The organism is Sphingopyxis sp. DBS4 (assembly GCF_024628865.1).
Taxonomy (GTDB): Bacteria; Pseudomonadota; Alphaproteobacteria; order Sphingomonadales; family Sphingomonadaceae; genus Sphingopyxis.
In genome coordinates this window covers 925124-943567 of sequence record NZ_CP102384.1, presented here as the reverse complement: position 1 = coordinate 943567, position 18444 = coordinate 925124, and the positions used below count along the sequence as shown (strand labels likewise).

Genomic DNA, 18444 nt, shown 5'->3' with positions numbered 1-18444 from the left:
CCATCTCCGGTGGGCGCAAGCTCGAACCGTCCGGAGATGGGTCCCCGCCTTCGCGGGGACACAAAGCGTTTCAAAGGATCATCATGGCTCGCAGCGACTTCAAATTCCACGTCACCAAGCGCGTCCGTTATGCCGAGATCGACGCGCAGCGCGTCGTGTTCAACAGCCGCTACCTCGAATATTTCGACATCGGCATCACCGAATATTGGCGCGCGGTGGGCGTCTATGACCGCTGGCCCGACCACAGCAGCCCCGAGTTCCACGTCGCGCACGCCGAAGTCGATTACAAGGTGCCGATCCTTCTCGACGAGGAGATCGACATCTGCGTGCGCTGCTCGCGCGTCGGCCGCAGTTCGATGACCTTCCTGTTCGAGCTCCACGGCAAGGGCGCGGACGACCTGCGCGCTACGGGCGTCGAGGTCAGCGTCCACGTCGCCGAAGCGCGCGGTGCGCCGACGCCTGCGCCGGATGATTTCATCGCATTGTTCGAAGCATTTGAAGGACGGGCTCTTCGCGCCTAACATGGGCGCATGACCCAATATCTTCACACGATGATCCGCGTGTCGGATCCCGACGCCACGATCGATTTCTTCAAGCTGATCGGGCTCGAGGAAGTGCGCCGTTTCGACAGCGAGGCGGGCCGCTTCACGCTGATCTTCCTCGCGCCGCCGGGACAGGCGGGCGTCGCCGAGGTCGAGTTGACCTATAACTGGCCGCCCGAGGACGGCAGCGCGCCCGAAGCCTATACGGGTGGGCGCAATTTCGGCCATCTCGCCTATCGCGTCGACGATATCTATGCGACTTGCCAGCGGCTGATGGACGCCGGGGTGACGATCAACCGCCCGCCGCGCGACGGGCATATGGCGTTCGTGCGCTCGCCTGACGGCATTTCGGTAGAACTATTGCAGGACGGCCATCTGCCGCCGCAGGAACCCTGGGCCTCGATGCCCAACACCGGCGTCTGGTAAATCGGCCAAGGCTGACCGCCCGGCGCTCCGTCTGGGAGGCATGAGGCCGGAAGAAAGGAGATATTCGTGAGCCCGCTCGACATCGTCCGCATTCCGGTCCTCAATGACAATTATGTCTGGCTGGTCCACGATTCCGACAGCCAGGCGACGATGGTCATCGATCCCGCCGTCGCCGAGCCCGTGCTCGAAGCGGCGGCGGCGCGCGGCTGGACGATCACCGACATCTGGAACACCCATTGGCACCCCGATCACACCGGCGGCAACGCAGCGATCAAGGAAGCGACAGGCTGCACGATCACAGGCCCGGCGGCGGAATATGAACGCATCCCGACGCTCGATGTGCGGGTGACGGGCGGCGACCGCGTCCGGCTGGGCGCGCATGTCGCCGAGGTCTGGGACGTGCCCGCGCATACCGCCGGGCACATCGCCTATCATTTCGCGACCGACGACGCGATCTTCGTCGGCGACACCATCTTCGCGATGGGCTGCGGCCGGTTGTTCGAGGGCACCGCCGAACAGATGTTCGCGAACATGCGGCGCTTCGACGCGCTGGGCGATGCGACGCGCGTCTATTGCGCGCACGAATATACGCTGTCGAACGCGCGCTTCGCGGTCACCGTCGACCCCGGCAACGCCGCGCTCGCCGAACGGCTGGCGGCGGTCGAGGCCGCGCGCGCGGCGGGCGAGCCGACGGTACCGACCAGCATCGGCGCCGAGCGCGCGACGAACCCCTTCCTCCGCGCCGCCACGGCGGCCGAACTGGGTCGTATCCGCGCGCTGAAAGACGCCGCCTGATGCCGCGACTTCACCATCCGTTCATTTCGAAACTGTCAGCATCACCGATGCTGCAAGGAGCCTGACGATGACCCTGACGATAACGGGCACCGCGTTGATCCGCGCCGCGGCACTGACGCTGCTGGCCGCGCCAATGATGGCAAGCTGCGCCCCCGGCGGCGCCACCGAAGCCGGCGCCGCAGCGCTCAGCCCCAAGCAGGCCGAACAGCTCGACAAACAGCTCGCGGGCAAGGTGCCAGGCGAGCCGGTCCAGTGCCTGCCCAGTTATCGCACGACCGAGACGATCCGCATCTCGGACAATATCCTGCTCTATCGTGCGGGCGGCAAGCTCGTCTACCGCAACGATCTCAAGGGAAGTTGCCCGGGCCTCGCGCGCGACAGCGACATCATGGTCGTGCGTCAGTTCGGCTCATCGACCTGTGAAGGCGATTTCTTCCATCTGGTCGACCGCAGCAGCGGCATTCGCGGCCCGACCTGCGTCTTCGGTCCATTCGTCCCCTATCGCAAACCGGCGGGGGACGCTGGCTGAGTCACTGGCTCAGTCCGCAGGCGGGGCTCCGGTTTGCACCGAGCTCTTTCGGGTCGCATCCCCGCCTGCAACCTCAGCGCTCGCATCGAACTAGCGTCCGCTACGTACCTGCCGGGTCGCTAGCGTCCGCGCCTGCTCGACATACCAGTCGTCGGCGCTGGTTCGGCCATCGACCTTTGCGCGCTGCGCATATTCGGGTGCGAGATTCCGGACCCCGGAACCGACGGCCAATCCGACCGACCGCGCCCATTCGACCGTTTCCGCCCGACCGTGGGCGTTGCTGCGACGTGCGATCTCCGGCTCGATGATCGCAAAGGTCGCATCCTCGGCACGCTTACGCGTCGCCGCGGGAATGCCGCCGATCACCGCTTCGCCGATCGCCGCGCCGCGACTGCCGCTCACATAGCGGGCGGCGATCGCACGCGCGCTTTCGACATACCATTTATCGGCGCCGACACCTCGGCGCCGGTATTCGGCGTTCAGCGCGCCGACCTGCCGGCCGGTATCGCCCGCCGCCTTGTTGAGCCATTGACCGGCATTGGCATTGCCATAGGCCTGCAGCCGGCGCCGATATTCGGCATTGAGGACGGCCATCACCGCATTTTCGGCCTGGTTGGCGACCGCCGACGCGATGCCGGTCGGACGCGGCCGCATCGCTCTGCCCTCGCAACCGCTGAAGCGCCGGTTGGCATCGTAGCAGACGCCGTTACGCGCATCGCTGCTGCGTGTCTGGTCGATCTGGTCCTGATTGATATTGTACCAGACGTTGGTCGTCAGCGTCGCCTGAAACATCTGCTGCGCGCACTCGACGCATTGCGCCTGGACGGGCGCTGCCCAGAGACTGCCGAGCAGGCACAGGATCGAGACAGAATAACGCATTGGAGGCCACCTCTCGTATCAGCTTGTCCGTCATCCGGACATGGCCCCCTCTTCCTTACGCCCCTGTGAACGCGAAGAGTCAAGCCACTGATCTTGCGCGGCAATCGCTTCTGCTTACCCGTCAGCCGCCGTACAGCGCCGCGATCTTGTCCTCATAGACCTGCCGCAGGATATGCCGCCGGATCTTCATCGAGGGCGTCATCTGCTCATTCTCGATCGTGAAGGGTTCGTCGGCGAAGTCGAACTTGCGCACCTTTTCGATAACCGAAAGCTGCTCGTTGACACGGTCGACCGCGGCGCGGACGGCGGCACGGAATTTCTCATGCTCGCGGAGCCGTTCGAGCTCTTTCGGCAACCCCTCCGCCTCGGCCCATTCGGCCATCCATTCCGGGTCGGGAACGAGAATGCCGACAAGATGCGGACGCTTGTCGCCATAGACCATCGCCTGGAGGATTTCGGGCTGCAGCGTCAGCATCCCCTCGACGCGCTGCGGCGAGACATTGTCGCCCTTGTCATTGACGATCAGATCTTTCTTGCGGTCGGTGATGACGATCCGGCCCTTGGCGTCGATATGGCCGATGTCGCCGGTGTGGAGCCACGGCCCCTTGTCGGGCTCCGCCGGGTCGACGACGAGCACGCGCTCGGTCTCCGGCTGGTTGCGCCAATAGCCCTTCATCACCAGTTCGCCGCGGACGAGGATTTCGCCGTCGTCGGCGATCTTCACCTCGGTATTCATCAGCGGCGGGCCGACGGTGTCCATCTTGAGCCCAGCGGCGGGGCGGTTGCAGCTGATCACCGGCCCCGCCTCGGTCTGCCCATAGCCTTGCAACAGGGTCAGGCCGATCGAGTGGAAGAAGACCCCGATTTCGGGATTGAGCGGCGCGCCGCCCGACACCAGCGCCTTCATCCGGCCGCCGAAGCGCTGCTGGATCTTGGGGCGGAACAGCTTGTTGAGGAGGAGGTCAACGGGGCGGTCGAACACGCCCATGCGGCGTTCATAATCCTTTTCGCCGACGCGCAGCGCCTGCCCCAGCATCCAGTTCGCAAGCTTGCCCTGCTTCTCGACCGACTTGATCATCCGCGCGCGGATCACCTCGAACAGCCGCGGCACGACGACCATGATCGTCGGCTTCGTCTCCTCGATGTTCGAAACGAGCTTTTCGAGCCCCTCGCTGTAATAGATTTGCGCGCCGACCATGATCGGCAGGAACTGCCCGCCGGAATGCTCATAGGCGTGGCTCAAGGGCAGGAAGGACAGGAATGTCTCATTCTCGCCGATCCCGAAGTCGTTGACGAGAATCTCGGCCGCCCCGGCGCCATTGTGCAGGATCGCGCCATGATGCTGCATCACCCCGCGCGGCGCGCCGCCGGTGCCGCTGGTGTAGATGAGGCAGGCGGTGTCGTCGCGCGTCATCGCGAGGCCGCGCGCCTTCGTTTCCTCGACCCACGCCTCGCCGCCGGTGACGAGCGGGTCCCAGTCGAGTACGCGCACATCGCCCTGCTGGCCGACGCGCAGGCTTTCCATCGTGATGACGAGCTTGACGTTCGAACGCAGCACCGCGGGCATCAGCGTCCGCGCGAGTTTCGCGGTCGAGACGATCACCGCGCTCGCGCCGCTGTTGTCGAGGATATGCTGGTGATCGCGCTCGGTGTTGGTGGTGTAGGTCGGCACGGTGATGCAGCCCGCCGCCATGATGGCGAGGTCGGCGATGCAGAATTCGGGCCGGTTCTCGCTGACCAGCACGACGCGGTCGCCGTCCTTCAGCCCCAGTTCGCGCAGGTTGTGCGCGAGCGCCGACACCTGGTTCGCGACCTGCCGCCAGCTCAGCGGCTGCCACGCGCGATCGGCCTTGCGCCACAGGAACGGATCTTCGCCGCCCCGCCCCGCGCGGTCGAAGAACATCGCGACCAGACTCGGAAAATGGTCGAGATGGGGGTTTACCAGCTTCATGCCTGCGCCTCTCCTCGGGAGATTATATTGTCATTGGGCCATTCTTAAGGTCAATCGCCACACGATAGAAGCCCATAACCCCTCCGTCATCCCGGCGAAGGCCGGGATCTCGCCGCTGCGCTGTGACGCGAGGGTGAGATCCCGGCCTTCGCCGGGATGACGATGAAAAAGGCCGTAATAATCAGTTCTGCGCCGGCGCGCCATCGACCGACGAGGTGCCGGGGCCGCGCGGATCGGCGGCGCCTTGCCAGCCATCCCCGACCCGTTGGATCGCATTGAGTTTCGAGCCGAGGTCAGTCGGCGTGAAGCTGTAGCCGAAAGGCTTCATTTTCGCGGCAATCGCCTCGCCCGCCGCATTATTCTCGATCAGCACGCCCTGCTGGCCGAAGAAGAGGTTGGGAAGCTCCATCGCCGACTTGGCGTCGAGGCCCCAGTCGAGGACGCCGATCAGCGTCTTGGTCACATGCATGATGATCCGCTTGCCGCCCGCCGAGCCGAGCGCGAGCACGACCTTGCCGTCGGGGCCATAAACGATCGTCGGCGACATCGAGGAAAGCGGCCTTTTACCCGCCTGCACCCGGTTCTGCGTCGGCACCCCATCCTGGGTCGGCGCATGGTCGAAGTCGGTGAGTTCGTTGTTGAGGAAATAGCCGTTCGCCATGAGCTGACTGCCGAAGATGCTCTCGACCGTCGAGGTCATCGACATCACGTCGCCGTCCTTGTCGGCGACGACGAAATGCGTCGTCCCCTGCTCCTTGACCGGCGCCGCCGCGGCGCGCGGCTTGGCGCCCGGCGGAGTGCCGGCCTCATAATGCCCCGCGGCGCCGAAGGGCGAGATGAGCTGGCGGCGTTCGGCGAGATAGGCCTTGTCGAGCAGCCCCTTCACCGGCACGTCGACGAAATCGCTGTCGCCGAGATAGGCGGCCCGATCGGCATAGGCGAGCTGCATCGCCTCGGCGAGCAGGTGCCAGCTCATCGGATCGTCCTTGCCCATCGTCTTCATGTCATAGGCTTCGAGCATCCCGAGAATGCCGAACACGGTCGTCGCCCCCGACGAGGGCGGCCCCATGCCGCAGACTTTATAGATGCGATAGGTGGTGCAGACCGCCGGGCGCTCCTTCGCCTTGTAGGCGGCGAGATCCTTGAGCGTGAGCTGGGTCGCGTTGCGCGGCGCCTTCGCGACCGCGTCGCTGATCGCCTTGGCATTGGCGCCCGAATAGAAAGCTTCCGGGCCGCGCGCCGCGATGTCGCGGAGGATCGCGGCATAGGCGGGGTTCCTGATCGTCGTGCCGACCGGCGCGGGCTTGCCGCCCACATAATAGATAGCGCGCGCCGCCGGGAAATCCTTCCAAAGCGGCTCAAACTGGACGAGCCAGTTATTGAGCGCGGGGGTGACCTGATAGCCCTCCTCGGCCAGCTTGATCGCGGGCTGGAACAGTGCCTTCCATTCGAGCTTGCCCCATTTCTTGTGCGCCATTTCCATCAGCCGGACGTTGCCCGGAACGCCGACCGAGAGGCCGCCCGGAATGATGTCCATATAGGGACGCGGCTTGCCGTCGGGACCGAGGAAACGCTCGGGCTTCGCCGCGGCGGGCGCGGTCTCGCGGCCATCGATCGTCGAGATGCTGCCGTCCCCGGCATCGTGATAGACCATGAAGCCGCCGCCGCCGATGCCGCTCGACTGCGGCTCGACCAATGTCAGCACCGCGACCATCGCGATCGCGGCGTCGGCGGCGGTGCCGCCCTCGTGCAATATCTCGCGCCCCGCCTCGGTCGCGCGCGGATCGGCGGACGAGGTGACGCCCTGCGCGCTCGCAAGCGACGGGAAGGCGATGACGAAGAGGCTGAAGGCCGCAAGGAGTCGTTTGATCATGGGCGCGACATTGGCGCGGGGGTCGGGGTAGCGCAACCCTTGTTCCCCCTTCCGCAGGCGGGAGGGGTTAGGGGGTGGGCCAGCGGCGGTGCGAGGTCCCACCCCGCTGCGACTAGCGGACAAGTCCGCAAGTCTCGTTGCCCCTCCCGTTTACGGGAGGGGAAATCAGTCGCCTGCCCCCACCGCATCGCTCACCCGCGCAAAGCCGTCGCGCGCGGCGAGCGTTTCCAGCCCGCGCGCGATGCGCGCCGCGAGCCCCGGCCCTTCATAGACCATCGCCGAATAGATCTGGATCAGGCTGGCGCCCGCACGGATGCGCTCCCACGCCTGCTCGGCCGAGCCGATCCCGCCCGCGGCGATCAGCGGCAGCTTGCCGCCGCTCGCAGCGCGAAAATCCCTGACGCGCTGGAGCGCCAGTTCGGCGAGCGGGGCGCCCGACAGCCCGCCGGCCTCGCCGGCATGGCGCGAGGCAAGCGCCGGCCGCGCGATCGTCGTGTTCGACACGATCACCGCGGCGAGCCCCTTGGCGAAGGCAACCGCGACGATGTCGTCGATGTCGGCGGGTTCGAGGTCAGGCGCGACCTTGAGGAACACCGGCTTTGCCCCGCCCTTCGGCTGCGCGGCCGCAACGCCGTCGAGCAAGGCCTCCAGCGCGCCCTTGTCCTGCAAGGCGCGCAGTCCGGGCGTGTTCGGCGACGATATATTCACCGTCAGATAATCGGCGAGCGGCGCCATCGCGGCGGTGCCCTTCGCATAGTCGGCGATGCGGTCGGCGCTGTCCTTGTTCGCGCCGATGTTGATGCCGAGCGGCACCGGCAGGCCGTAACGGCGTAGGCACGCAATGCGATCGGCCGCCCGCGCCTGCCCGCCGTTGTTGAAGCCCATGCGGTTGATCACCGCGTGATCCTCGACCAGCCGGAACAGGCGCGGGCGCGGATTGCCGTCCTGCGGCAACGGAGTCAGCGTCCCGACCTCGACGAAGCCGAAGCCGAAATGCGGCATCGCGTGCGCGACGCGCGCATCCTTGTCGAAGCCCGGGGCGAGGCCGACGGGATTCGGGAAATGCAGCCCGGCCAGGTCGGTCGCGAGCGCCGGACTGGTCAGCGCATGCCGCGCGCGCGGTAACGGCTGGAGCGCGTTCAGCGTCAGATTATGCGCCGCTTCGCCATCGGTGGCGTGGACGAGCGGGCGGACGAGCGCATAGGCGGCGTCGGCGGCGGATGCGAGGAGCGACATGGGCCCGCCATTGCGCGCGCGGGGCCCCTATGGCAAGTCCATCGTCACAGGAAAACAGGGAGAAAATCGTGTCGCACCGCCGCCTGATCGCCGCATTGTCCGCCAGCCTGATGGCGCTCGTCATGGCCGGCTGTGCCGCGCAGCCCGGCGTCGTCACGCCCGCCGCCGAGGCCGCGCCGGACCAGCCGCCCGCGGGGGCCAGCCTCGGCGATTTCTTCCAGAAATACGACGATGCGCAACTCTCGCTGAGCCCGCAGGGCAAGGCCTATCGCGGCATTCGCGACGCCGATTATGGCCGCTGGGACGATGTTGGCGACGAGGCTGCGGTCGCGCGCCACAAATTGCAGCAGGCGAGCGCCGACGCGATGCGCGCGAGCTTCGACCCGGCGAAACTGTCCGCCGACGATGCGCTGTCGTTCGAGCTGTTCAACGCGCAGGCGGCGCGCGCCGACCGGCTCTTCGCGTGGCGCGACCACGACTATATCTTCGACCAGATGAACGGCGCGCAGAGCCGGCTGCCCGCCTTCCTCATCAACATTCACCGCATTGCCAACGCCGACGAAGCCTTGGCTTATATCGAACGCATTCGCGGGCTCGGGCCGCTGCTCGACGCGCTGTCGGCGGAATCGGCGAAACGCGCCGCGCAAGGCTATGCGCCGCCAAAGTGGGTTTATGCTTATGTCATCTCCGATATCGACAACCTGCTCAAGGATAAGGGAGGCCCCATCCTCGATGATTTTGATGCCAAGATCGGACGACTGCTACCCGACAACGACGGACGCTCCCGCGACATGCGGCTGAACCTAATACTGGATGCCACAAGCGCGTGGCAGAATTCAGCGCGGCCTGCATATGAACGGCTGCGCGCCGAGATGGAACGCCAGCAGGCGGCCGCACCGACCGAGGACGGCGTCTGGCGGATGCCCGGCGGCAAGGATTATTACGCCGCGCTGCTCGCCAATTATACGACCACCGACATGAGCGCGGCCGAGATTCACGCGCTCGGCCTTTCCGAAGTCGCGCGCATTCACGGCGAGATGGAAGCGATCATGAAAAAGGTCGGCTTCAAGGGCGCGCTGCCGCAATTCTTCGAGCATCTGCGGACTAGCCCGCAATATTATTACACGACCCGCGAGGCCTATCTGTCCGACGTCGCGGCGAAGGTGAAGGCGATGGAGGCGCGGCTTCCCGCCTATTTCAACACGCTGCCGAAGGCGCCCTTGCAGGTGAAGGCGGTCGAGGCATTCCGCGAGAAATCGGCGGGCAAGGCCTTTTATCAATCGCCCTCGCCCGACGGGTCGCGGCCCGGCACCTATTATGTGAACCTCTATGACCTGCGCGACATGTCGAAGATCGAGCTCGAGGCGCTGGTCTATCATGAGGGCATTCCCGGCCACCACCTCCAGCGCGCGGTGCAGACCGAGCTCACCGGCCTGCCGCCCTTCCGCCGTTTTGGCGGCTTCACCGCCTATACCGAGGGCTGGGGCCTCTATTCGGAGGAGATGGCGAAGGACATGGGCGCCTATACCGATCCCTACAGCGATTTCGGGCGGCTGGGGATGGAGCTGTGGCGCGCGTGCCGGCTCGTCGTCGACACCGGCATCCACGACAAGCGCTGGAGCCGCGAACAGGCGATCCAGTATCTGAAGGACAATACCCCCAACCCCCAAGGCGACATCGAGAAAGCGATCGAACGCTATATCGTCTATCCCGGGCAGGCGACGGCCTATCTGATCGGCAAGCTCAAGATCATGGAGCTCAGAACCCGCGCGCAGACCGCGCTCGGGGACCGCTTCGACATCCGCGCCTTCCACGACACGGTACTGCAATCGGGTCCGGTGCCGCTCGACATATTGGAGCGCCGGGTCGATGCCTGGATCGCGAGCGAGAAGCAGGGCTGACACGGAATTGCGGCTTGACGCCTCGCCGTAAATGGAAAATTATGGCGGATAGAAAAAGGCGGCAACAAAGCTGCCTGGGGTCGGTCTCGTCATGTCGGAAACTGCTACGCCAGCGGGCGCGGAGGGCGATGCGCCGTTCGAGCTCCAATATTTCCCGCCCGATCCCGATCTGGCGGAGATGGTATCGAGCTTCTACTTCGTGCGGATCGACATGCCGTTGTTCGACGAGGCCGAGCGCGCCGACCGCCCGCAATTCCGGATCATGAGCACGGCCGAGGGCGAATATGTCTTCCCCGACGGCCATCGCTTTCCCGCCGGGCGCGCGACGATCATCGGCCCCACGAGCGGCAGCGTGCGCGCGATCGGCCGCGGCCCGCTTCGCATCTATGGCTTCGGGATGATGCCCGCGGGCTGGGCGACGCTGATGGGCGATCATGCCGATAAGCTCACCGACCGCGCGATCGATGCCGCCGACCTGTTCGGAAACTGGATCGAGGAGGTGATCGAAACGCTGATCGGCGCGGCCGACACCGCCGAGCGGCTGGTGATCGCCAATAATTTCGTCCGCGAGATCCTGAAGAAGAACGAGCCGGCGCCGGTGTGGTTCACGCGCACCGTCGACCAATGGCTGACCGCATCGATATCGCCGCAGGTTCCCGATCTCGTCGAGGCGACGGGCATGTCGATCCGCTCGGTCGAACGGATGACCAAACATTATTACGGCCTGTCGCCGCGGATGCTGGCACGCAAATATCGCGCGGTGCGCGCAGCCTCCGCGCTCGCGCGCGGCGAATGCCTGGAGGAAGCGCAACTCGGCGACGCCTTTTACGACCAGTCGCACCTGATCCGCGAAATGAAGCGCTTTGCAGGCGCGACACCGGGCCAGCTCGCCCGCCCGACGCTTTATACCGAAGCAACGACCAAGGGGCGCAAGCAGATGGCGGGCAAGGTCAGTCCGCTCGTCTCGGACACCTGATCCCCGACCTGTCCCGGGACAGGACGAAAGAAAATAGCGCCGGATGACGATTTGGCGTTTCCATCCAATCGCGAATCGCGCGGTCGGCATAATTCGAGCTTGCGACCCAGAAGAGCTCTTCCTCTGACGAGGACAGAGACCTTCATCTCGGCACTCGTTCGGCCTCGGCCGGGCGGGTGCCTTTTTCTTTGGACCTCCCAATTCGCGCTTGCTTGCGCCGCGCGCAGCCCTCGCCTATATAAGTGGAGTAATTCGCTCCAGTTAAGAATCATTCGCAATTCCAACGAGGATTTCGTGCGCCTGTCGAACCTTGCCGATTATGCCGTCGTGCTGATGAGCGCCGCCGCGCGCCAGTGCGGATCGGTGGCGCTCAGCGCCGGGATGCTCGCCGAACAGACGGGAATTCCGGGGCCCACCGCGCAAAAGCTGGTGAGCGGCCTCGCGCGTGCCGGCCTGCTCGTCACTTCGCGCGGCAGCGGCGGCGGTATCCGCCTCGCCCGGCCCGCGGCGGCGATCAGCGTCGCCGACATCATCGAAGCGGTCGAGGGACCGATCGCGCTCACCGCCTGCTGCGACGAGGGACGCCACGACTGCGGCTTCGAGGGCGCGTGTCAGGTGCAGCCGCATCTGGGCGTCGTCAACGGCGCGGTCCGCGCGGCGCTGGATGGGATCAGCCTCGCGAGCCTCGTTAAGCCCCTCCCGCTTGCGGGAGGGGTTTGGGGAGGGCCTGTTGCCACCCCCGCTTCCGCCGACATTCCCTCCCCCAACCCCTCCCGCAAGCGGGAGGGGAGGATAGAAGCATGACCGACAACCCCACCCTCCCCGTCAAGGACCAGGCCGCGCACGATGCCGCGGCGAAGGTCGCCGATTATGAACATGGCTGGTCGTCGGCGATCGAAACCGATTTCGCGCCGAAAGGGCTGAACGAGGATATCGTACGCTTCATCAGCGCCAAGAAGAACGAGCCCGAATGGATGCTCGACTGGCGGCTGAAGGCGTTTCGCCACTGGCTGACGATGACGCCGCCCGACTGGGCGAAGCTCGACGTCCCGCCCATCGATTACCAGGACGCCTATTATTACGCAGCGCCCAAGGCGAAGCCGAAGCTGGCGAGCCTCGATGAGGTCGATCCCGAAATTTTGGAAGTCTACAAGAAGCTCGGCATCCCGATCGAGGAGCAGAAAGTGCTCGCCGGGGTCGAGGGCGCGCGCAAGGTCGCGGTCGACGCGGTGTTCGACAGCGTCAGCGTCGCGACGACCTTCCGCGAGGAACTGAAGCGCGCGGGCGTGATCTTCCTGTCGATCAGCGAAGCGATCCGCGAATATCCCGATCTGGTGAAGAAATGGCTCGGCAAGGTCGTGCCAATGCACGACAATTATTTCGCGACGCTCAATTGCGCGGTCTTTTCGGACGGCACCTTCGTCTATGTGCCCGAGGGGGTGCGCTGCCCGATGGAGCTCAGCACCTATTTCCGCATCAATGCCGAGAATACGGGGCAGTTCGAGCGCACCCTGATCATCGCCGACAAGGGCGCCTACGTCTCCTACCTCGAAGGCTGCACCGCGCCGATGCGCGATGAAAACCAGCTGCACGCCGCGGTGGTCGAACTGGTCGCATTGGACGATGCCGAGATCAAATATTCGACCGTCCAGAACTGGTATCCCGGCAATGCCGAGGGGCTGGGCGGCATCTATAATTTCGTCACCAAGCGCGCACTGTGCCAGGGCGCGCGGTCGAAAGTGTCGTGGACGCAGGTCGAAACGGGCAGCGCGATCACCTGGAAATATCCGAGCTGCGTCCTCAACGGCGACGACAGCGTCGGCGAATTCTATTCGGTCGCCGTCACCAACAATTTCCAGCAGGCCGACACCGGCACCAAGATGATCCACAACGGCAAGCGCACGCGCTCGACCATCGTGTCGAAGGGCATCAGCGCGGGCCAGTCGAACAACAGCTATCGCGGCCTGGTGCGCGTCGCGCCGAACGCCGAGGGCGTACGCAACTTCACCCAGTGCGACAGCCTGCTGCTCGGCGACCGCTGCGGGGCGCATACGGTGCCCTATATCGAGGTCCGCAACCCGAGCGCGCAGGTCGAGCATGAGGCGACGACGAGCAAGATCAGCGACGACCAGCTTTTCTACGCGATGCAGCGCGGGCTTTCGCAGGAAGAAGCGGTGGCGCTGATCGTCAACGGTTTCGCGAAAGAGGTATTGCAGCAACTGCCGATGGAGTTCGCGGTCGAGGCGCAGAAGCTGCTGGGGATCAGCCTTGAGGGGAGCGTGGGGTGATCGACATCAATCAAGTGATCACGGGCTTTCTTCTGGCCCCCTCCTTGTGGCTGTTTAGTTTAGCCTTTGCGTGGTGGGGTGTCCGGAACCGCAGTCCAATCGCCGCAGGCGCAATCATGTTTGCCTTATGGATGATCTATCGCTTTGTAACGCTCGGAAGCGTCATCGCTATGTACATGATCGTATGGACGCCCGTTGCGGCGATAGTGGCTTTCGCCTTTTGCTTCATGATTATGTTCTTCCTCAACAACGCTCTTTCTCAGAATCGGTAACATGCTCAAAATTGAAAACCTCCACGCCACCGTCGCCGACAAGCCGATCCTGAGAGGCCTTTCGCTCGCCATCAATGCGGGCGAAATCCACGCGATCATGGGGCCGAACGGCGCGGGCAAGTCGACGCTGTCCTATGTGCTCGGCGGTCGGCCGGGGTATGAAGTTACCGAGGGGTCGGTGAGTTTCATGCCCGATGTCATGTTCCCCGGCGCTGGTTCCGACGAAGTCGGTTCAGATTTTGTCCGGGGTACGGGGACCACCGAAACGCTCGACCTGCTCGCCCTCGATCCGCACGAGCGCGCCGCGGCGGGGCTGTTCCTCGGCTTCCAATATCCGGTCGAAATTCCCGGCGTCTCGAACGTCCAGTTCCTGCGCGAAAGCCTCAACGCCCAGCGCAAGGCGCGCGGTGAGGAGCCGCTGTCGGGCGGCGATTTCCTGAAGCTCGCGCGCGAGAAGGCGGGGCTGCTCAAGCTCGACATGGATATGCTCAAGCGCCCGGTGAACGTCGGCTTTTCGGGCGGTGAGAAGAAGCGCAACGAGATGGTGCAGATGGGCATCCTCGATCCGAAGCTCGCGATCCTCGACGAAACGGACTCGGGGCTGGACATCGACGCGCTGCGCATCGTCGGCGACGGGATCAACGCGATCATGCGGCGCCCCGACAAGGCGGTGCTGCTGATCACCCACTATCAGCGGCTGCTCGATTATGTGCAGCCCGATTTCGTCCACGTCCTCGCCGCCGGGCGCATCGTCAAGTCGGGCGGACCCGAACTGGCGCGCGAACTCGAAGAACATGGCTATGCGGAGGTGGTGGCGTGACCCGCTTTCGCGCCGCAGGCGCAATCTCTTCTTTTCTCCGCGTCTCCGCGTCTCCGCGTGAATCCTTCATATTGTTCACGCGCAGACGCGGAGACGCGGAGAGGAGCAGGCCGTGAGCGCAGCGACTCTCCCTACACGCCGCGACGAGGCGTGGCGGTATAGCGATATGGAGGCGCTGGCGCGCCTCTGGCCGCTACCCGCGCCCGAAAGCATCATGGTGCCCGCAGGCGGCAGCTTTGCGCGCGCGATCGTGCAGGACCTTGGCGACATCCGCCAGATCAACCTCACCCTTGGCAAGGGTGCGGTTGCCAAACTGCATGTGCTGAACATCGGCGGCGCCTACGGGCGCATCGAGATGAACGTCACCCTCCATGAGGGCGCTGATTTCACGCTCGGCGCGGTGCAGATCGGCGGGGGGGAACAGACGCTCGAGATCGTCACCACCGTCACCCACGCCGAGCCCGGCGCGACCTCGCGGCAGGTGGTGCGCTCGGTGCTGGCGGGGACCGCGACGGGCACCTATCTCGGCAAGGTCGCGGTCGCGCGCGGGGCGCAGCAGACCGACAGCGCGCAGGATGTGAAGGCGATGCTGCTGACGCGCAGCGCGACCGCCAACGCCAAGCCCGAACTCGAAATCTTCGCCGACGACGTCAAATGCGCGCACGGCTGCGCGATCGGCGAGCTCGATGCGGAAGCGCTCTTCTACCTCCAGTCGCGCGGGATGCCGCCCGCCGAGGCGAAGAAGATCTTGCTGCAGGCGTTCGTCGCCGGCGTGTTCGACGGGGCGGAGGACGAGGCACGGTTGCAGGAACTGGCGCTGGCGAAGCTGGGAGAATTGGTGTGAGCGTCGCGGCAGCCACGGACATGCCCTCCCCTAACCCCTCCCGCAAGCGGGAGGGGGACATAAGGGCCGAGTTCCCCGGCCTCACCCCCGGTTGGCATTATCTCGATACCGCCGCGACGGCGCAGAAGCCGCAGGCGGTAATCGATGCCTGCACGCTGGCGATGGGGCGCGACTATGCGACCGTCCATCGCGGCGTCTATGCGCGGTCGGCCGACATGACGCTCGCCTATGAGGCGGCGCGGCGGCGGATCGCGGCGTTCATCGGCGGGATCGAGGAGCAGGTGACCTTCGTGCGCGGTGCGACCGAGGCGATCAACCTCGTCGCCTATAGCCACCCGCGCAAGGGTCGCGTGCTGCTCTCGACGCTCGAACATCACAGCAATATCGTGCCGTGGCAGCTCGCGGGCTGGCAAATCGACGTCTGCCCACTGACGGCGGACGGCCGCATCGATCTGGGCGCGGCGGAAAAGCTGCTGACGCGCGATCACACGATGGTCGCCTTCGCGCATGTCTCGAACGTGCTCGGCAGCCCGCTCGACGTCGCGCGCGCGGCGGAGCTCGCGCACCGCGTCGGCGCCGAGCTGCTGATCGACGGCTGCCAGGCGGTGCCGCGGCTGCCGGTCAACGTCGCCGCGCTCGGCTGCGACTATTATGTCTTTTCGGGGCACAAGCTCTATGGCCCCACCGGCATCGGCGTCTTGTGGAGCGACAAGCTCGACGCGCTGGCGCCGTGGCAGGGCGGCGGGTCGATGATCGACCGCGTGACGTTCGAAAAGACGACCTACGCCCCTGCCCCGACCCGCTTCGAGGCCGGCACCCCGGCGATCGTCGAGGCGCTGGGGCTCGCGGCGGCGGCCGATTATGTTTCAGCGCTGGGCGTCGAGGCCATTCATGCGCACGAGTGTGCGCTCGTCGGCTCGTTGCGCGAACAGCTCGCGCGCAAGAACAGCATTACCCTGTTCGGCCCCGAGGACAGCGCCGGGATCGTCAGCTTTGCGATGGCGGGGGTCCACCCGCACGACATCGGCACGATCCTCGACGAAAGCGGGGTCGCGATCCGCGCCGGGCATCATTGCGCGCAGCCGCTGATGGCGCACCTCGGAGTGCCGGCGACCGCGCGCGCCAGCTTTGGACTTTACAGCAACGACGACGATGTGGCGGCGCTGGTCGACGGCCTCGCCCGCGTCGAAAGGATTTTCGGATGAGCGACGAGCGGACGATCAGAATCGAGGAAGTGGAAAGCGTCGAGGCGCCGCCCAGGGCGCGCGTCGAGGACGCCGAGCCCCCTGCGGCGAAGCTGGAGCGCAAGCGCGATTATCTGGAAGGTTTTCTCGCCGCCAAACCGGTCGCCGAGGATCCGAGCGCGGTCGGCGGCGACCTCTACGAAGCCGTCGTGGGGGCGCTCAAGGACATCTACGACCCCGAAATCCCGGTGAACATCTATGACCTCGGCCTCATCTATAATGTCGAGATCGACGAGGGACATGTGCTGATCACCATGACGCTGACGACCCCGCATTGCCCGGTCGCCGAATCGATGCCGGGCGAGGTTGAATTACGCGTCGGCGCGGTGCCTGGCGTGGGCGATGCCGAGGTCAATCTGGTCTGGGACCCGCCGTGGTCGCCGCAGAATATGAGCGACGAGGCCCGGCTCGAACTCGGGATGCTTTGACCGGGACTCGTTAGGGGTGGGCGCGAACGCGAACCGTCCCTATATTGCCGGAAACCACCCCCGACCCCTCCTGCAAGCCGGAGGGGGGAGATGACGATGACCGACACCAACACCCGCACCCGCCCCGCCGCGGTGACCCTGACCCCCAACGCCGAGGCGCGCGTCGCCGCCTTGATGGCGGCCGCTCCCGACGGCGCAATCGGCGTCCGCCTGTCGACCCCGAGGCGCGGCTGTTCCGGCCTCGCCTATTCGGTCGACTATGTGACCGAGGAGGCCAAGTTCGACGAGAAGATCGAGACGCCGGGCGGCATCTTCTACATCGACGGCGCGTCGGTGCTCTATCTGATCGGCAGCGTCATGGACTGGGTCGAGGATGATTTCGCCGCGGGCTTCGTCTTCCAGAACCCCAATGCCAAGGGCGCCTGCGGCTGCGGCGAGAGCTTCACGGTATAGGGGCCCGGATCTTGATCGGGTTGGACTGAAACACTACCTTTCTTAGCTCGTCATCCCGGCGAAGGCCGGGATCTCACCGTCTCGGCCTTACGCACCCGCGAGATCCCAGCCTTCGCCGGGATGACAATTCAATCAAAAATGATCATGCTCTAGCGGCACACCGTCCACCCCAGCGGCCGCGCCGCCAGGTCGAGGTGGAAATGATTGGCATGCGCGGCATTGTGGTCCGGCGACAGCACAGTGCTGAACAGCCCGCACGCCCCGTCGCGCACCGCGTGCAGGAACTCGCTCCGCACATCCTCGTCCTTCCAGTCGTTCAACAGCGAGACGCGCGTGCCGTCGGCGAGGATGAAGGCGGAGATATCGATCGCATTGGCGGTCGAATGCTCGCTCTGCGCGCGCTGTCCCGCGATCTTGCGGCAATTATAGCTGCCGAGATTTTCGAGCGCGACGACCCGCTGCCCGAAATATTTCCGCGCCGCCGGCTGCACGACATCGCGCGTCCAGAGCGCCATCGCCGCGGTGACCGCGCAGCCCGGCGCGGCATTCGCGGGGCGCATCGTCGGCACCAGCCGGTCGCGGGTCAATATCATGCGCTGGCTGGCGCGGCATATCCCCTGCCCCACCACCGGGCGCCGCAGATAGCCCACCTTGGCGCGGTCGAACACCGCGAAGCAGGCGGCATCGTCGGCGGCAAGCCCCACCAGCTTGCGATGCGTCGCCCAGCCTTGCGGCTGGTCGAACTCGAAGCGCGCGCCGGGGAAATGTTCGGGATGCTTCTTCGCCCATCCGATCGCCCGGATCGCGCCGAGCGTCAGCAGCACGGCAACGGCGAACCAGATCAGATAGGGGCGCAGGCTTGTCATCGCTCCCAGATGGGACATTCCCGGCCTTCAGACAACAGCACCGCCCCATGTAGCGAGGCAGATCTCGGATCGTCATTCCGAGCGAAGCGAAGCAATCCAGAGCGGCTTGTCACGCCCTGGA

General features: G+C 65.5%; 19 protein-coding genes. 14 read left to right on the top strand and 5 right to left on the bottom strand.

Going from position 1 to position 18444, the window contains the following annotated elements:
* The first annotated feature begins 83 nt into the window (after nucleotides 1-83).
* The 4 genes from NP825_RS04300 to NP825_RS04285 all read left to right on the top strand — a co-directional run bounded on the left by NP825_RS04300 (nucleotide 84) and on the right by NP825_RS04285 (nucleotide 2292).
* Entirely contained in the window at nucleotides 84-521 is a 438-nt protein-coding gene (locus NP825_RS04300) for a thioesterase family protein (protein ID WP_257548740.1), read from the top strand.
* 9 nt (nucleotides 522-530) lie between these two features.
* Nucleotides 531-968 (top strand): VOC family protein, encoded by a 438-nt coding sequence (locus NP825_RS04295; protein WP_257548738.1) that lies wholly within the window; start codon nucleotides 531-533, stop codon nucleotides 966-968.
* A gap of 66 nt (nucleotides 969-1034) precedes the next feature.
* A complete protein-coding gene (gene gloB / locus NP825_RS04290) occupies nucleotides 1035-1763 on the top strand; it encodes a hydroxyacylglutathione hydrolase (protein ID WP_257548736.1) in 729 nt (242 codons plus the stop codon).
* A 67-nt stretch (nucleotides 1764-1830) separates the two neighbouring features.
* Nucleotides 1831-2292: a hypothetical protein gene (locus NP825_RS04285; RefSeq protein ID WP_257548734.1), complete on the top strand. Its 462-nt coding sequence runs from the start codon at nucleotides 1831-1833 to the stop codon at nucleotides 2290-2292.
* Nucleotides 2293-2382: 90 nt separating this feature from the next.
* Here the strand turns inward: NP825_RS04285 and NP825_RS04280 are convergent, their stop codons facing one another.
* From NP825_RS04280 to NP825_RS04265, 4 genes are all read right to left on the bottom strand, one after another.
* Nucleotides 2383-3171: a hypothetical protein gene (locus NP825_RS04280; protein WP_257548732.1), complete on the bottom strand. Its 789-nt coding sequence runs from the start codon at nucleotides 3169-3171 to the stop codon at nucleotides 2383-2385.
* A gap of 121 nt (nucleotides 3172-3292) precedes the next feature.
* Nucleotides 3293-5122, bottom strand: a complete 1830-nt coding sequence (locus NP825_RS04275; RefSeq protein WP_257548730.1) for a long-chain fatty acid--CoA ligase — start codon at nucleotides 5120-5122, stop codon at nucleotides 3293-3295.
* A 181-nt stretch (nucleotides 5123-5303) separates the two neighbouring features.
* Entirely contained in the window at nucleotides 5304-6995 is a 1692-nt protein-coding gene (gene ggt, locus NP825_RS04270) for a gamma-glutamyltransferase (protein WP_257548728.1), read from the bottom strand.
* A 165-nt stretch (nucleotides 6996-7160) separates the two neighbouring features.
* Nucleotides 7161-8231 (bottom strand): quinone-dependent dihydroorotate dehydrogenase, encoded by a 1071-nt coding sequence (locus tag NP825_RS04265; protein ID WP_257548726.1) that lies wholly within the window; start codon nucleotides 8229-8231, stop codon nucleotides 7161-7163.
* A 68-nt stretch (nucleotides 8232-8299) separates the two neighbouring features.
* On the opposite strand from NP825_RS04265, the gene NP825_RS04260 reads away from it, so the two are divergent.
* From NP825_RS04260 to NP825_RS04215, 10 genes are all read left to right on the top strand, one after another.
* Nucleotides 8300-10132, top strand: coding sequence for a DUF885 family protein (locus NP825_RS04260; RefSeq protein WP_374046525.1), 1833 nt, complete (start codon nucleotides 8300-8302; stop codon nucleotides 10130-10132).
* A gap of 91 nt (nucleotides 10133-10223) precedes the next feature.
* Complete coding sequence (locus NP825_RS04255) at nucleotides 10224-11108, top strand: AraC family transcriptional regulator (protein WP_257548721.1); 885 nt, start codon at nucleotides 10224-10226, stop codon at nucleotides 11106-11108.
* Nucleotides 11109-11402: 294 nt separating this feature from the next.
* Nucleotides 11403-11912, top strand: coding sequence for an Rrf2 family transcriptional regulator (locus NP825_RS04250; RefSeq protein WP_257548719.1), 510 nt, complete (start codon nucleotides 11403-11405; stop codon nucleotides 11910-11912).
* Nucleotides 11909-13396 (top strand): Fe-S cluster assembly protein SufB, encoded by a 1488-nt coding sequence (sufB, locus tag NP825_RS04245; protein WP_257548717.1) that lies wholly within the window; start codon nucleotides 11909-11911, stop codon nucleotides 13394-13396. Before NP825_RS04250 ends, sufB begins: the two co-directional genes overlap by 4 nt.
* Entirely contained in the window at nucleotides 13393-13668 is a 276-nt protein-coding gene (locus tag NP825_RS04240; protein WP_257548715.1) for a hypothetical protein, read from the top strand. The genes sufB and NP825_RS04240 overlap by 4 nt, the downstream gene beginning before the upstream one ends.
* Before the next feature lies 1 nt (nucleotide 13669).
* Nucleotides 13670-14488: a Fe-S cluster assembly ATPase SufC gene (sufC, locus tag NP825_RS04235; protein WP_257548713.1), complete on the top strand. Its 819-nt coding sequence runs from the start codon at nucleotides 13670-13672 to the stop codon at nucleotides 14486-14488.
* A gap of 112 nt (nucleotides 14489-14600) precedes the next feature.
* Entirely contained in the window at nucleotides 14601-15332 is a 732-nt protein-coding gene (locus NP825_RS04230) for a SufD family Fe-S cluster assembly protein (RefSeq protein ID WP_257548711.1), read from the top strand.
* A 20-nt stretch (nucleotides 15333-15352) separates the two neighbouring features.
* Nucleotides 15353-16537, top strand: a complete 1185-nt coding sequence (locus NP825_RS04225; protein ID WP_257551297.1) for an aminotransferase class V-fold PLP-dependent enzyme — start codon at nucleotides 15353-15355, stop codon at nucleotides 16535-16537.
* Complete coding sequence (locus NP825_RS04220; RefSeq protein WP_257548708.1) at nucleotides 16534-17004, top strand: SUF system Fe-S cluster assembly protein; 471 nt, start codon at nucleotides 16534-16536, stop codon at nucleotides 17002-17004. Before NP825_RS04225 ends, NP825_RS04220 begins: the two co-directional genes overlap by 4 nt.
* 90 nt (nucleotides 17005-17094) lie before the next feature.
* Nucleotides 17095-17457: an iron-sulfur cluster assembly accessory protein gene (locus NP825_RS04215; protein WP_257548706.1), complete on the top strand. Its 363-nt coding sequence runs from the start codon at nucleotides 17095-17097 to the stop codon at nucleotides 17455-17457.
* 149 nt (nucleotides 17458-17606) lie between these two features.
* Here NP825_RS04215 and NP825_RS04210 read toward each other — a convergent pair whose 3' ends face one another.
* Nucleotides 17607-18323: an extensin family protein gene (locus NP825_RS04210; RefSeq protein ID WP_257548705.1), complete on the bottom strand. Its 717-nt coding sequence runs from the start codon at nucleotides 18321-18323 to the stop codon at nucleotides 17607-17609.
* Between the last annotated feature and the right edge of the window lie 121 nt (nucleotides 18324-18444).